The 13,652-nt window shown below is 67.5% G+C and carries 17 protein-coding genes; 6 read left to right on the forward strand and 11 right to left on the reverse strand.

Annotation, left to right across the window (positions count from 1 at the left end):
- Positions 1-9: 9 nt before the first annotated feature.
- The 11 genes from VFV19_19675 to VFV19_19725 form a co-directional block, all read right to left on the reverse strand.
- A complete protein-coding gene (locus VFV19_19675) occupies positions 10-978 on the reverse strand; it encodes a pyridoxal-phosphate dependent enzyme (protein HEX4826525.1) in 969 nt (322 codons plus the stop codon).
- A gap of 2 nt (positions 979-980) precedes the next feature.
- Complete coding sequence (locus VFV19_19680; protein ID HEX4826526.1) at positions 981-1,613, reverse strand: hypothetical protein; 633 nt, start codon at positions 1,611-1,613, stop codon at positions 981-983.
- The gene (locus VFV19_19685; protein HEX4826527.1) at positions 1,610-1,867 is read right to left on the reverse strand and encodes a hypothetical protein; all 258 of its coding nucleotides are present in this window, start codon (positions 1,865-1,867) and stop codon (positions 1,610-1,612) included. Before VFV19_19685 ends, VFV19_19680 begins: the two co-directional genes overlap by 4 nt.
- A gap of 100 nt (positions 1,868-1,967) precedes the next feature.
- Positions 1,968-2,855 carry a subclass B3 metallo-beta-lactamase gene (bla, locus tag VFV19_19690; protein ID HEX4826528.1) on the reverse strand — a complete coding sequence of 296 codons (888 nt, stop codon included), beginning with the start codon at positions 2,853-2,855 and terminating at the stop codon, positions 1,968-1,970.
- Between the two features lie 106 nt (positions 2,856-2,961).
- Positions 2,962-3,375, reverse strand: a complete 414-nt coding sequence (locus VFV19_19695) for a hypothetical protein (protein HEX4826529.1) — start codon at positions 3,373-3,375, stop codon at positions 2,962-2,964.
- A gap of 97 nt (positions 3,376-3,472) precedes the next feature.
- Complete coding sequence (locus VFV19_19700) at positions 3,473-3,880, reverse strand: hypothetical protein (protein HEX4826530.1); 408 nt, start codon at positions 3,878-3,880, stop codon at positions 3,473-3,475.
- Positions 3,877-4,410 (reverse strand): metal-dependent hydrolase, encoded by a 534-nt coding sequence (locus tag VFV19_19705; protein HEX4826531.1) that lies wholly within the window; start codon positions 4,408-4,410, stop codon positions 3,877-3,879. The genes VFV19_19700 and VFV19_19705 overlap by 4 nt, the downstream gene beginning before the upstream one ends.
- 13 nt (positions 4,411-4,423) lie before the next feature.
- Positions 4,424-4,711 (reverse strand): DUF1330 domain-containing protein, encoded by a 288-nt coding sequence (locus tag VFV19_19710; protein HEX4826532.1) that lies wholly within the window; start codon positions 4,709-4,711, stop codon positions 4,424-4,426.
- Between the two features lie 85 nt (positions 4,712-4,796).
- Complete coding sequence (locus tag VFV19_19715; protein ID HEX4826533.1) at positions 4,797-5,171, reverse strand: response regulator; 375 nt, start codon at positions 5,169-5,171, stop codon at positions 4,797-4,799.
- 86 nt (positions 5,172-5,257) lie between these two features.
- Complete coding sequence (locus VFV19_19720) at positions 5,258-6,004, reverse strand: tetratricopeptide repeat protein (GenBank protein HEX4826534.1); 747 nt, start codon at positions 6,002-6,004, stop codon at positions 5,258-5,260.
- A gap of 188 nt (positions 6,005-6,192) precedes the next feature.
- A complete protein-coding gene (locus VFV19_19725) occupies positions 6,193-7,332 on the reverse strand; it encodes a DNA recombination protein RmuC (protein HEX4826535.1) in 1,140 nt (379 codons plus the stop codon).
- Positions 7,333-7,413: 81 nt separating this feature from the next.
- On the opposite strand from VFV19_19725, the gene VFV19_19730 reads away from it, so the two are divergent.
- From VFV19_19730 to VFV19_19755, 6 genes are all read left to right on the forward strand, one after another.
- Entirely contained in the window at positions 7,414-8,676 is a 1,263-nt protein-coding gene (locus tag VFV19_19730) for an efflux RND transporter periplasmic adaptor subunit (protein HEX4826536.1), read from the forward strand.
- Positions 8,673-9,377, forward strand: coding sequence for an ABC transporter ATP-binding protein (locus VFV19_19735; GenBank protein HEX4826537.1), 705 nt, complete (start codon positions 8,673-8,675; stop codon positions 9,375-9,377). The genes VFV19_19730 and VFV19_19735 overlap by 4 nt, the downstream gene beginning before the upstream one ends.
- Complete coding sequence (locus VFV19_19740) at positions 9,374-10,603, forward strand: ABC transporter permease (protein ID HEX4826538.1); 1,230 nt, start codon at positions 9,374-9,376, stop codon at positions 10,601-10,603. Before VFV19_19735 ends, VFV19_19740 begins: the two co-directional genes overlap by 4 nt.
- 76 nt (positions 10,604-10,679) lie before the next feature.
- Positions 10,680-11,288 (forward strand): carbonate dehydratase, encoded by a 609-nt coding sequence (gene can, locus VFV19_19745; GenBank protein ID HEX4826539.1) that lies wholly within the window; start codon positions 10,680-10,682, stop codon positions 11,286-11,288.
- Positions 11,285-12,556 (forward strand): amidohydrolase, encoded by a 1,272-nt coding sequence (locus VFV19_19750; GenBank protein ID HEX4826540.1) that lies wholly within the window; start codon positions 11,285-11,287, stop codon positions 12,554-12,556. Before can ends, VFV19_19750 begins: the two co-directional genes overlap by 4 nt.
- Before the next feature lie 39 nt (positions 12,557-12,595).
- Positions 12,596-13,648, forward strand: coding sequence for a GNAT family N-acetyltransferase (locus tag VFV19_19755; GenBank protein ID HEX4826541.1), 1,053 nt, complete (start codon positions 12,596-12,598; stop codon positions 13,646-13,648).
- The last annotated feature ends 4 nt before the right edge of the window (positions 13,649-13,652 follow it).

Here is a 13,652-nt window from a genome sequence, read left to right on the forward strand (position 1 = left end):
CACTTGGGGTCAGACGCCGATCAGCTCGAAGAACGTCGCGAGGTCGAGGTTGCCGCCGGAGACGACGGCGACGATCGGCCCCTGACCCGCTCTCCCCGAGAGCGCGGCGGCAACCGGGAGCGCGCCGGCGCCTTCGGCGATGACGCGTGCCTTCTCGGCCATGAGGCGCATCGCCTGTTTCGTCTCGTCGAGCGTCACGACGAAGACGCCGCTCACCACCGGCTTCATCCGCTCCCACATGCGCGGGAAGACGCTCTGCCCTCCGGCACCGTCGACGAAGGAGCGCTGCCAGTTCGGGAACGCCTGCGCCGAGCCTTTCTCGAACGAGAGCGCCGCGGGCGCCGCGGTCTCGGGCTCGGCGCCGTAGACCTTGACGTCGGGCTTGAGATGCCGGAACGCGCTCCCGACCGCGGTGACGAGCCCGCCGCCTCCCACCGCGGCGATCACCGTCTTCACGTCGGGCGCGTCCTCGAGGATCTCGTACGCCATCGTCGCGTTTCCCGCGATGAAGTTGTGGTCGTCGAACGGGTGGATGAACGTTCCCTGGACGCCGGGGAAGGCGCGGTCCTCGAAGGCGTCCCACGCCTTCTGGAACGGAACGAGCACGAGGCGCGCCCCGAGCGCCTCCATCCGCTCGAGCTTCGCCTTCGGCGCGGTCTCGATCGCGACGACGGTGCACGGCACGCCGAACCGGCGCGCCGCGTACGCGACCCCCTGCCCCGCGTTTCCCGCGCTGATCGTCCAGACGCCCTTCGCGCGATCGGCCTCCGAGAGCAGCGCGACCGCGTTCGCCGCGCCGCGCAGCTTGTAGGCGTTGATCGGCTGGAGGTTCTCGAGCTTGAGGCGGACGTCGGGATAACCCGGGCCCATCTCGAGGCGCACGAGCGGCGTGCGCACGGCCGTTCCCATGATGCGGCGGCGCGCGGCGTCGATGTCCTCGAGGGCGATCGGGCGAACGGGCTCGATGGAGGTCGGCATCGTCACTTCTCCTCGGCGTAGGTGATCCCCTCGGGTCGCTGAAACAGCTCCATCTTGGGGGCGAGCGCGTTGTTGTACTCGTCGTAGCGGAGCGCGAAGGCGAGCTTGGCGCCGTCGTAAAGGAACAAGGAGATCGGCGTCAGGCTCCGCTGCATCACGGAGAGGACGACGCGGTAGCGGTCGATCTTCTTCTCGTACTGGCTGACCCGTTGACCGTCGAGATCGGCCTTCTTCGTCGGTACGCCCTTCATGAACGCCATCTCGCAGCCGAACTCGAGTGCGGTGATCGACGGCGGCAAGTCGGGATCGCCGACGACCGGCGCCTTGAAGCCCGATCCTGCGTCGGTGTCGTGGAAGTGCCGGCCGTGCTTCGTCAGCAGGTCGATCATCCAGATATCGGGCTCGTTCGCGACCATGACCGGCTGCGTGTTGTGCTGACGATCGATGGCGCCCTCGACGCGCGCGTACTTGGTGCCGAGCCGGTACAGCGTCTCCGGCTGGCCGCCGGGCGACGATGGGTCGACGCCGGGGCTGATGTCGCGGTAGACGACGCGCACCATCTTCTGCGGGTCGCACACCTGCGCCTGCGCGCACGTCGCGACGAGAATCGCGATCGCTACAAGCGCCGGCCTCATCGCTTCTTCGCGGCTTTCTTCTTCGGGGCGACGGTCTTCGCCTTCATCATCGTGACTTTCTTGACGGCGCCGGTCCGGTCGTACGTCGTCCACTTGCCGGTCTGCTCACCGTTCTCGAAGGTGCCCGACCGCATCCGCACGCCGTCTTTTCGGAACCACTCCCAATACCCGGTCATGACGCCGCCCGCGAGCCAGCCTTTCGCCCACACCGAGCCGTCGGCGTGGCGGCCGATGTGCCGCTTCGGTGCCTTCAATGATCGACCGGCATGCCGCTCGATTATAGCGACGGTTTTCAGCGGCGATTCGAGTTCAGGGACTCCGCGATGCGCGCTCTGGAAGCCGTCCCCTCGGACCTCACTCCGCCGCTTGCAACACCGCGCCAAACCTGTCCTTCGCCGCCGCGACCCACGCGGCATAGCCGTCGGGATCGACCCAGGCCTTGGCACCGTCTTTCACGGCGCGCTCCCGTTTCGCGGCGAAGTCGAGCACCTCGAGGTGCGACGTCAGCCAGATGTCCGGCTTGAGCGACCCGAGGACGTCGAAGGTGCGCTTGTAGTCGTCGGCGATGCCGGGGTACGACGGGTTCTTCCCCAGCCGATAGCTCGAGGGAACGCCCGCGCCGTCCGCGAAGACGACCTCGTACTTCTTCATGCCGTCGTGGATCGTCGTGGTCCACGTCGTTGCGCCTCGCGTGTGTCCGGGGGTGAGGTGCGCGGTGAGCTTCACCTTCCCGAGCGCGACCGTCTCGCCGTCGCGCACGGTGCGATCGGGAATCACCCGGTCGAACGCGAAGTCGCGGACCTTTCCATACTGGAAATCGGTGATGCCTCCCGAGCGGAGCAGGTTCGCTTCGACGTCCATGACGACCACTTTGGCCCCGGTCGCCTTCTTGAGGTAGGCGAGCGCGCCGACGTGATCGACGTGGGCGTGGCTGACGAGGAGGAGCTTCACGTCCTCGGTCTTGAATCCGAGCTTCCTGATCGATGACTCGATCATCGGTCCGGAGCCGGGCATCCCGGTGTTGAGGAGCATGTGCCCCTTCGACGTCGTGATCAGCCAGACGCCGAGCCCTTCGGTCCCGACGAAGTAGATCGGGCCGGCGATCTTCACCGGATCCACTGCTTCCGTCCAGTGGAGCGACTCGCTCGCCGCGTTGAGATCCGCCGCCGCATCGCCGGCGCGCGCCGGAACGAGGGAAAGGGTTAAGGCGAAGGCGATCGGAACGAACGTGTGGTGTCTCATGGGTCCGCCGATCCTACACGACCCGACACACGCCGTGACGGCCGGCGCGCGCCCGCGTCGTCGTTCGCATTCAAGATCGCGATGGGACCGGTGCAGACTCTGACGGCTAGTGAACCATCTCCACGGCACCGGTGAACTCTTCGAGGCGAACGTCTTTCTTGGGGATGATGAGGACGTCTTTCCCCTCGATGACGATCTTCCTGCGGTTCGAGCCGAGGAGCTCGAGGCGCGCGTAGCCGCGCTTCCGGAACGGCAACGGAATGAGATTCGCGTACCGCTCGCCCCGCACCTCGAGCTGCCCCGACGCGATGCGCAGGGAGCCACGCGGCGGGCCGCCGCGGACCTGGCCCTTCCGGAACTCGAAGTAGAAATCTTCGAGCCAGAACGAGCTGCCGCCTCGAGCCGACGGATGCGAAGGATGGTGGATGTACGCGGTCACGGAGATCGCGACACCGTCACCGAACGACATGACCCACTTGAGCGTGGAGTCCTGGATCTCGATCGCCGACGCTTCCGGCATGAAGCCCCCCCTCAGCCGAATACGTATCTGGTCTTACGAAGCCGTCCTAGTTTGGAACGCAGAATCAGACCGCGCCAGCAAAAGCGGGAAGAAATTTTCAGCCGTCGACGCCCCGTGGCGCCTCGCGTCCGGGGCACTGGAGCACAATCGTGCCGCTCGGCGCGTCGGGACCGAACTTCACGACCGCGTCCTTGCACCCTCGCGCCTGGAATCGATAGCAGGGCCATTCGATGATCGCGGGAGCGCCCGTCTCCTTGCCATCGAGCGTGATGGTGTGAATGAAATGTGCACCGACGGTCAGAGGAATCGTCCCATCGGGATAGACACCGATGTGCTCCTGCGATTGAGCTTCGAGGCCGCAACCGCCTTCGCCCCAGCCGACGAGGATCGCATCGGGAATCACCGTCGCCCCACGGTCGACGAGCCGGCCCTCGAAACGATAGGAAGACCCCCCCGCCTGGCCCATGAGCAGGAGACAGATGCCGACGATCGGAATCGAGCTCATCGAGGACCCCTGTGACGTTGCACGAAGCATACGCCGATCGTCGCGATCAGGACAGCGGGCAGCCAGACCCAGAGCAGCTCGCTCGCCAAGACCGCAGCGCCTCCCTCGCGGAAGAATCCCGTGAGGCCGATCGGCGAGACCTCGATCGGTCTCACGGGAAAGAAGATGCGGCGATCGTCGAAGGGTGCGAGCAGGGCGATGCCGAGGCCGCCGTTCGTCAACGCATCGAGGATCCCGTGAGATGCGATGGCGATGAAGAGATAGGTCCAGATCGCCGCTCTCTGTCCGCCTTCGATCGACGTGCGCAGCGCGACGAGAGACAGGAGCGCCGCGAACACGAGAGAGTGCGTGAACCCGCGGTGACCGAGGATGTCTTCGTAGTGCACGCCGAAGCGAAAACCGATGACGTCGAAGTCGGGGACGATCGCGCATGCAGCGCCGACGATCCACCAGCGCCGAGGAACGAGACGTCGAGGGAACAGAGTGCCGATGGAGACCGCTGCGGCGGCGTGCGTGGGGATCGTCGGCAAGGAGACGTTCCGCTCACACCCCTTCGATCGCGACGAGGTTCGATCGCGTCGAGCGCTCCCGCAGCTCGCGGAGGGGCTGATAAGCAGGGTCCTCGTGAAATGACTTGAGGGCGGCCATGTTCGGGAACTCGAGGATGACGGCGCGGCGCGGCTGCCAGCTCCCTTCGAGCACTGAGACGGCGCCGCCGCGCGCGAGGTAGCGGCCGCCGTGACGCTCGATGAACGCCGGAACGAGGCGGCGATACTCGGCGAATGCTTCGGAATCCGTGATCTCGATGTCGACGATCAGGTAAGCGGCCATGACGGCTCCTAGGTGAGATCGACCATGGCGGAAGTCTAAGCCGATGAAGGAGGCGGGCAGCGAAAAGAAAGGGATCGCTTCCCGGTCAGCGCGCGCCGGCCAACGATCCGAGGAGCGTCATGAGGTCGTCGAAGTCGACCGGCTTCACGAGGTGGCCGTCGAACCCGGCATCCATCGAGCGCCGCCGGTCTTCCTCCTGGCCCCAGCCGGTGAGGGCGACGAGCGTCATGTCCTTGCCCCACGGCTGCTCGCGGATGCGTTGCGCGGTGTCGAAGCCGTTCATCTTCGGCAGGCCGATGTCCATGAGGACGATCTCCGGCCGGTGCTTCTCCGCCGCCTCCAGAGCTTCGAGGCCGTCATGGGCGGTGTGGGTCTCGTTGCCCTCGATCGACAGCAACATCGCGAGCGACGCGGCGGAGTCGACATTGTCGTCGACCACGAGGAACTTGTGTGCGGTCATGGTCGATCTCCTTCGCCGCGCTGTGGTGGCCGAACCCGTAGACGTACACCGACCTGTGCTCTATGAGAATCGATTCTGAGCCTGCGTCAACGGGTCGGACAGAAGAATCCGAGGGTTCTAGGTCGTTTTCCTACCGGCCACTCAGAGGATCCCGGACGCACGGAAACGCTCCGGAAATCGGATCGCGCCGAGGGCCAGCGCCGAGTCCAGGTTCTCAGGCTGCGCACCGACGCCGCGTGGCGCGCGAGCCAGCGCGTCGACTCCGGCCTCTCGAGCGGCCCCGTGACGACGTACGCCATGCTCTCGAGAAAACAGTTCGCGCGCGCTGCGCGGAAGTACGGCACGACCTCGGTACGCCACAGCTCGCCCATGCGCGCCGCGTCGGCGAGGTCGACGACGAAGGTGACGAGACCTTGGAGGGCGGTGGCGACGAAGCGCTCGTCGGAAGCGCCCCGCGTCTTGGCCGCATGTCGTGTCGACCGGATGGTCGCCAGAATCAGCTCGGCCTGCCACCAGGGATCGCCGCTCACCGAAGGCACGCGCATCGCCGTCGTCGGCGGCTCGCTCGGAAACTCGGGCACGAGCAGCTTGAAGACGCGCGACGCCACCGCCCGCGCGCTCGCGGACCCCTGCTCGATCATCGCGTATCGCACATAGGCGAGCACCGCCTGCGCGGTGCGGCCGTGATCGTCGTGGCATCGTGCGAGCACAAGCCAAGCTTCGGGAGTGTCCGGCGCTTCGAGCGCGACGTCCTCCAGACGCGTCGTGCGGCCCGGGTCGTGAGTCGTGAAAGGATCCAACGTGACCCCGGCGTACGATGCCAATCGCTCCATGACCAGGCTCTCCTTGCGGAAGATCGTACTGCGCGAGAGACCTGATAGGGAGGTTGCTCAGTCCGTTCATCGCTTCATTCCCACCGCAGGAGCTTTCTCCGGCGCCGACGCGTAACACGCCTAGGGGTTTCAACGGAGAGAGCGCCCGCGTGATCGATTCGAGTCCCGCTCCGCGATCGCGGCGAACGTCACTCCGTCCCGACGGGGCGCGCCTCCCGCTCGAGGGGCTCGGGGTCGGCGATCTCTTTTCCGGATCCGGCGCCCATCTCGCGCATCTTGCGCGCCGTGACGAGCACGCGGCTCGCGAGCGACGCCATCGCCTGGTTGTACGCCTTCACGGCGCCATCCAGGCCCGCGCCGAGGTCGCGGAAGTGCGAGGTCATCGTGGCGACGCGATCGTGGAGCGTCGCGCCGAGCTCGCGGATCTCCTCGGCATGGGCCGCGACCTTCTCCTGCTGCCAGGCGTAATGGACCGTCTTCAAGAGGGCGACGAGGTTCGTCGGCGACGCGAGCACGACGCCTTTCGAGAAGGCGAACTCGAGGAGCTCGGGATCGCGCTCGACCGCGGCGGCGAAGAACGCCTCGCCGGGGATGAAGAGGACGACGAACTCCGGCGTCGCTTCGAGCTCGGCCGCGTAGCTGCGGAGTGAGAGGCGCGCGATGCGGTCGCGGACCTGGCGCGCGTGGTCGGCGAGCTTCGCGGCACGGAGCGTATCGTCGGTCGTCTCCTGCGCCTCGAGATAGGACGTGAGCGGGACCTTGGCGTCGACGACGAGGCGGCGGCCGCCGGGGAGGCTGACGATCATGTCGGGCCTGAGGACGCCCCCCTCGGCGTTGACCGTCGTCTGCTCGGTGAAGTCGCAGTGGGGCTGCATGCCGGCCAGCTCGACGACCCGCCGCAGGTGGATCTCGCCCCAGCGTCCGCGCGTGTGCGGCGCGCGGAGCGCCTGGGCGAGCGTGGCCGTCTCCGTACGCAAGCGGTCGTTCGCGCGGCCCATGTCGGCGACCTGCGTCTTCAGCTCGCGGTAGGCGCCCTCGCGCTCGCGCTCCAGGAGCCGGAGCTTCTCGTCGACCTGCTGGAGCGATTGCTCGACCGGTCGCACGAGGTCGAGGAACGACCGTTGCGTCGACTGGAGGACATCGCTCGACAGCGCGACGAACGACTCCCGCTGGAGTCTGGCGACGTCGGCCTGGGCGGCGAGCTCGGCCCGGGCCCGCGCCAGCTCCTCGCGGAGCCGGCCGCCCGAACGCCCTGCTGCGACCGCGACGGCGAGCCCCCCGATGAGCCCGCCGATGACTAAACCCAGGAGCAGGCTCGCGGAGTCCATGAGGGTAAGGATAGCGCCGTCCTGGGGAAAGGAAGTGTGTGCTTTGCGTTCTTGTCGCCGTTCTGAAACCATAGCGGGATCATGAAGATGCGTGGGCTCATCGTCACCGCCGTCGTCCTCGCCGCCGCCGTGGGCGCGTACGGGATCTACCAGAAGCGGTCCTCCAAAGCGCCCGAGGCGAAGTACACGACGCAGGTCGTCGACACGGGCACGGTCATGGAGACGGTGACGGCGACCGGCACGATCGCGCCGGTCAACACCGTCCAGGTCGGCTCGCAGGTGTCGGGGATCGTCTCGAAGCTCTACGTCGACTTCAATTCGCCGGTGAAGAAGGGCCAGCTCCTCGCCGAGCTCGACCCGACGCCGTTCGTGCTCCAGGTTCAGCAGCGTCAGGCCGACCTCCAGCAGACGACGGTTCAGATGAGCAACGCGAAGATCCAGCTCGACCGCAACGCGCGCCTGCTCGCGCAGCAGCTCGTCGCCCAGGCCGATTACGACACGGCGAAGGCGACCTACGACGGCATGAAGGCCCAGGTCGACCAGTCGGAGGCGGCGCTCAAGCAGGCGGAGACGAACCTCGGTTACGCGAAGATCTTCTCGCCGATCGACGGCGTCGTCGTCGCTCGGCAGTACGACATCGGGCAGACGGTCGCGGCGTCGTTCCAGGCGCCCACGCTGTTCACGATCGCCGAGGACCTCACGAAGATGCAGGTGAAGGCCGACGTCGACCAGTCGGACATCAGCCGCGTCACGAACGGACAGACCTCGCGTTTCACGGTGGACGCGTATCCGGAAGAGCCGTTCACCGGCAAGATCTCGCAGATCCGTCTGAACGCGACCGTGAATCAGAACGTCATCACCTACCCGGTCATCATCGACGTTCCGAACCCCGACGGCCGCCTGAAGCCGAACATGACCGCCGACGTGACCATCGAGGTCGCGCGCGTCGCGGACGTGCTCCGGATTCCGAACGCGGCGCTCCGCTTCAAGCCGATCGAGGTCGGACGCGCGGGCGGCGGCGAGACCGCGACCAAGGCGGCGGTTGAAGGCAACCCGCCACGAGGCGCCGCGCGCGCCGGCCAGGCGCTCGGCGGAGGACCACGCCCGCCGAAGCACCAGCAGACGGTCTACGTCGTGCTCGCGGACAACAAGCTGAAGCCGGTGGAGGTCAAGACCGGGATCTCCGACGGGCGATTCACGGCCGTCACCGACGGCGAGCTCAAAGCGGGCGACAAGATCGCGATCGGCTTCATGACCGCCAAGGCGGATCAGCAAGGCGCCTCGCCGATGGGCATGGGCGGCGGGCCCAGGCCCGGCGGTGGCGGCGGGGGCCGTCGTCCTTGATCGAGATCCGCGACCTCGTCAAGATCTACTCGCTCGGCGAGGTCGAGATCCGGGCTCTGGACGGCGTCTCGCTCTCGATCGCGGAAGGTGAGTTCGTCGCGATCATGGGGCCGTCGGGCTCGGGCAAGTCGACCCTCATGAACCTCCTCGGTTGCCTCGACCGGCCGACCTCCGGCACCTACGTCCTCGACAAGGTCGACGTCTCGCGCCTCGACGGGAACGCCCGCGCCGAGATCCGGAACGCGAAGATCGGGTTCGTGTTCCAGAGCTTCAACCTGCTGCCGCGCACGACCGCGATCGAGAACACCGAGCTGCCCCTCCTCTACTCGGACAACGGCGTGGGCTCGGGGGACCGCGTGGCGCGCGCGCGGGAGGCCTTGAAGCGCGTGGGCCTCGCGGGGCGCGAGCGCTCGACCCCCTCGCAGCTCTCCGGCGGCCAGCAGCAGCGGGTCGCGATCGCGCGGGCGCTCGTCACCGACCCGCCGATCATCCTCGCGGACGAGCCGACCGGGAACCTCGATTCGAAAACCTCCGAAGAGATCATGGCGATCTTCCAGCGGCTCAACGACCAGGGGGAGACCGTCCTGCTGATCACGCACGAGCCGGACATCGCGCAGCACGCGAAGCGCGTGATCATGCTCAAGGACGGGAAGATCGTCTCGGACGAAACGATCACTCAAAGGAAAGCGGGGACGGCATGAGAAGCGTCGTGCTCCGGACCGTGAACATCGTGAAGGTCGGCCTGCGCTCGATCGCGCGCAACAAGATGCGGTCGTTCCTGACGATGCTCGGCCTCGTGTTCGGCGTCGGCTGCGTCATCGCCGTCAACGGGATCGGGAACGGCGCCTCGGTGTCGATCCAGTCGAACATCAACTCGCTCGGCGCGAACTACATCATGATCTTCCCGGGTGCGGTCACCTCCGGCGGCGCGCGCATCTTCTCGGCCCAGTCGTCGCTCACCGAGGACGATGCCAACGCGCTGAAGACCGAATGTCCCTCGGTTGCCTACGTCTCGGCCGGTGCGCGATCCGCGGGAACGGTCGTCGCGGGTGAGAACAACTGGTCGACCGAGATCTTCGGCGCCGACGTCGACTGGCCGTTCATCAGGTCGTGGAACGTCAAGAACGGCACCTTCTTCACCGACGCCGAGGTCAAGGCCTCGGCGAAGGTCGCGGTCCTCGGCAACACCGTCAAGGACAACCTCTTTCCCGATTCCGATCCCATCGGCGCGGTGGTCCGCGTGAAGAACGTCCCGTTCAAGGTCGTCGGCGTCCTCGAGAAGAAGGGCGGCAGCACGATGGGGAACGACCAGGACGACCAGATCGTCATTCCGTACACGACGGTGATGAAGCGCCTGTCGGGCAACTCGCGCCTCAACGTCGTGCAGGTCTCCGCCGTCTCGCCCGATGCGATCCAGAACGCCATGAGCGAGATCCGGGCGCTCCTCCGCCAGCGCCACCGCTTGACGGCCGGCCAGGACGACGACTTCACGATGCGGTCCCAGGAGGAAATCGCCGCCGCCGCCGGTCAGACGACGAAGACGCTGTCCATGCTCCTGATCATCGTCGCGGTCGTGTCGCTGATCGTCGGGGGCATCGGCATCATGAACATCATGCTCGTCTCGGTGACCGAGAGGACGCGCGAGATCGGGATCCGCATGGCGATCGGCGCCAAGTCGCGCCACGTCCTCCTCCAGTTCCTCCTCGAAGCCGTGACTCTCTCGGTCCTCGGGGGTGGCCTCGGGATCGCGCTCGGGATGGGCGCGTCACGCGGCGTCGCGACGTTTCTCGGCTGGGTCGTCATCGTCGATCCGACGTGGATCCTGCTCGCGTTCGGCATCTCGGCAGCCATCGGCGTCTTGTTCGGGTTCTTCCCGGCGTGGAAGGCGTCGTCGCTCGATCCGATCGAGGCGCTGCGGTACGAGTAGTTCGGAAGCGTTCCAGCCTGAACGCTGAACCCTGAACCTCTGGTAATTCGGTAGCCGTCCCCGTATTCTCCGGCGGATGAGCGACCTCGAGAAGCTGTTCGAGAACAACCGGGCGTGGGCGCACGGGATCACGAAGAAGGATCCGAACTTCTTCCGGTCGCTCGCGCAGCAGCAAGCGCCGGAGCACCTCTGGATCGGTTGCGCGGACAGCCGGGTTCCCGCCAACGAGATCGTCGGGCTCGCTCCCGGTGAGATGTTCGTCCATCGCAACATCGCCAACGTCGTCGTCCACACCGACCTGAACTGCCTCTCGGTCCTCCAGTACGCGCTCGACGTGCTCCACGTGAAGCACGTCATCGTCTGCGGCCACTACGGCTGCGGCGGCGTGCTCGCGGCGCTGCGCGACACGGCGGTCGGCCTCGCCGACAACTGGATCCGCCACGTCCAGGACGTGCGGGACAAGCACGCTTCCGCCCTCAAGGTCCTCGACGGCGAGGGGGCGCGCCACGACAAGCTCTGCGAGCTGAACGTCATCGAGCAGGTGCACAACGTCGCGCAGACGACCGTGATGCGCGACGTCTGGGCGCGCGGGCAGAAGGTCACGATCTACGGCCTCATCTACAGCTTGAACGATGGGCTGCTTCACGACCTGGCGACGCGCCACTCGGGGCCGAGAGCAAGGTGAGATCGAGCGTCGCGCTCGCCGCCGCGCTCGTCGCGAGCCTACCGGCATTCGCGGCGGATCTCTGGCCCCAGCTCGAGCCGGTCTACACCGACCTCCACGCTCACCCCGAGCTCTCCGGTCAGGAGATCGAAACGGCGGAGAAGCTCGCCGGCAAGCTGAAGGCGCTCGGCTTCGACGTCACGAGCGGCGTGGCGAAGACCGGAGTCGTCGGCGTCCTGAAGAACGGAGCCGGGCCGACGGTGATGCTCCGCACCGAGATGGACGCCCTCCCCGTCGAGGAGAAGACCGGGCTCCCCTATGCGAGCAAGGTCAGAGCGAAGAACACGGCCGGCGACACGGTGAGCGTCATGCACGCGTGCGGGCACGACGTCCACATGACGGCATGGCTCGGGGCGGCGACCGTCCTCGCCGGCGATCGCGCGTCGTGGCACGGCACGCTCGTCATGGTCGGCCAGCCCGCGGAAGAGATCGGAACCGGGGCGCACGACATGCTCGCGGACGGCCTCTTCACGCGCTTCCCCAAGCCGGACGCCGCGCTCGCGGTCCACGATTCGGAAATGCTCGCCGCGGGCACGATCGGGATCAGGCCGGGCCCCGTGTTCGCGAGCGCGGACTCGGTCGACATCGTCGTCCACGGGCGCGGTGGCCACGGCGGGAAGCCGCAGGTCACGGTCGATCCGATCGTGATCGGCTCGCGCATGGTGCTCGCGTTCCAGACCCTCGTCTCGCGCGAGACCAACCCGTTCGACCCCGCCGTCGTCACCGTCGGCGCGTTCCGTGCGGGCACCCGCCCGAACATCATCCCCGACACCGCGGAGCTGCTGCTCACCGTGCGCGCGTACAGCGACGAGGTCCGGGCGAGCCTGCTCGCGGGGATCCGCAGGATCGCGAAGGCCGAAGCCGAAGCCGCGAACGCGCCGGAGGCCCCCTCGATCTCGACGGCGGGCGTCGCCGAAGTCACGATCAACGATCCGGCCCTCGCCGCGCGCATCGAGAGCTCGCTCAAGAAGGCGCTCGGCGACGCGCGGGTCGTCGAGCAGATCCGCGTGATGGCGGGCGAGGACTTCTGCGAGTACGCGCGCGCCGGAGTCCCGTCCGTGACGATGCAGCTCGGCGCCACGGCACCGGATGTCCTCGCCAAATCGAAATCCGAGGGCACGGTGGTCCCGAGCATCCACTCGTCCCTGTTCGCGCCGGATGCCAAGCCGGCCGTCACGACGGGGATCGATGCGCTCGTCGCCGCCGCGAAAACGGTCTTCGCGCGCTGAGCTCGCCCCGTCGCCCGGCGGGGACTATCTTTGGACTTCGTGCCTCAACTCGAGATCCACGAGCTGGCGGCGGCCGAGCTTTCGTCCGCGGCGGCGGTCCTCGGCCGCGGCATGCGCGACAACCCGCTCCACGTCCGCGTGTTCGGAGAGGATCCCGCACGGCGCGAGGAGTCGCTGACGCGCTTCTTCCTCCCCGTGCTCCGCGGGATCGCGCGCAAGGGGATCGTTCTCGGCGGCTACCGCGGCGATGCGCTCGTGGGCGTCTGCGCCATGGCGCGACCCGGGCGTTGCCAACCGTCGGTGGCGGAGAAAATGCGCTTGGCGCCCGGGCTGATCGCGCGTGAGGGGCGCACGACGCTCCACCGCGTGCTCGAGTGGACCGGAGCGTGGTCGAAGCACGATCCCACGGATCCCCATTGGCACCTCGGCCCCATCGCGGTCGACCGTACGGCGCAGGGCCAGGGGATCGGGAGCGCGCTCCTCGAGGCGTTCGCTCGGCGGATGGACGAGAGGCGTGCCACCGCCTACCTCGAGACCGACAAGGAAGCGAACGTGAGACTCTACGAGCGCCTCGGCTTCACCGTGCAGGGTGAGGAGGCGGTTCTCGGTGTCCCCAACTGGTACATGATGCGGACGCCGCTCTCGGCCGCCCGCTCGCGCGGCACCGTCGCCGAGGAGAGGCCCGCGGTCAAGCACGTGCTCGAGACCGCGCTCTACTGCGACGATCTCGAAAAGACGACGCGCTTCTACTGCGACGTGCTCGGGCTCATGCCTCTCTTCGCGGACACGCGCCTCACCGCGCTCGATGCGGGGCATGGCACCGTCCTGCTCCTCTTCAGGCGGGGCGGATCGCTGGCGCCGATGCCGTTCCCGGGCGGGATCATCCCACCGCACGACGCCGCGGGGCCGGCCCACGTCGCCTTCGCGGTCGGTGCCTCCGAGATGGAGAGCTGGGAGCGGCGCCTCGAGTCCGCCGGCATCGCCACCGACGGCCGCGTGAACTGGGAGCGAGGCGGCCGGAGCATCTACTTCCGCGACCCCGAGGGCCACTCGATCGAGCTGGCCACGCCCGGGACCTGGCCGACGTACTGATCCT

It is taken from the genome of Candidatus Polarisedimenticolaceae bacterium, from assembly GCA_036275915.1.
Taxonomy (GTDB): Bacteria; Acidobacteriota; Polarisedimenticolia; order Polarisedimenticolales; family DASRJG01; genus DASRJG01.

What these genes read in the sequence shown, in the direction of transcription:
- VFV19_19675 (HEX4826525.1), bottom strand. Translation starts at nt 978, where the DNA reads ATGCCGACCTCCATCGAGCCCGTTCGCCCGATCGCCCTCGAGGACATC.
- VFV19_19680 (HEX4826526.1), bottom strand. Translation starts at nt 1,613, where the DNA reads ATGAGGCCGGCGCTTGTAGCGATCGCGATTCTCGTCGCGACGTGCGCG.
- bla (HEX4826528.1), bottom strand. Translation starts at nt 2,855, where the DNA reads ATGAGACACCACACGTTCGTTCCGATCGCCTTCGCCTTAACCCTTTCC.
- VFV19_19695 (HEX4826529.1), bottom strand. Translation starts at nt 3,375, where the DNA reads ATGCCGGAAGCGTCGGCGATCGAGATCCAGGACTCCACGCTCAAGTGG.
- VFV19_19700 (HEX4826530.1), bottom strand. Translation starts at nt 3,880, where the DNA reads ATGAGCTCGATTCCGATCGTCGGCATCTGTCTCCTGCTCATGGGCCAG.
- VFV19_19710 (HEX4826532.1), bottom strand. Translation starts at nt 4,711, where the DNA reads ATGGCCGCTTACCTGATCGTCGACATCGAGATCACGGATTCCGAAGCA.
- VFV19_19715 (HEX4826533.1), bottom strand. Translation starts at nt 5,171, where the DNA reads ATGACCGCACACAAGTTCCTCGTGGTCGACGACAATGTCGACTCCGCC.
- VFV19_19720 (HEX4826534.1), bottom strand. Translation starts at nt 6,004, where the DNA reads ATGGAGCGATTGGCATCGTACGCCGGGGTCACGTTGGATCCTTTCACG.
- VFV19_19725 (HEX4826535.1), bottom strand. Translation starts at nt 7,332, where the DNA reads ATGGACTCCGCGAGCCTGCTCCTGGGTTTAGTCATCGGCGGGCTCATC.
- VFV19_19730 (HEX4826536.1), top strand. Translation starts at nt 7,414, where the DNA reads ATGAAGATGCGTGGGCTCATCGTCACCGCCGTCGTCCTCGCCGCCGCC.
- VFV19_19740 (HEX4826538.1), top strand. Translation starts at nt 9,374, where the DNA reads ATGAGAAGCGTCGTGCTCCGGACCGTGAACATCGTGAAGGTCGGCCTG.
- can (HEX4826539.1), top strand. Translation starts at nt 10,680, where the DNA reads ATGAGCGACCTCGAGAAGCTGTTCGAGAACAACCGGGCGTGGGCGCAC.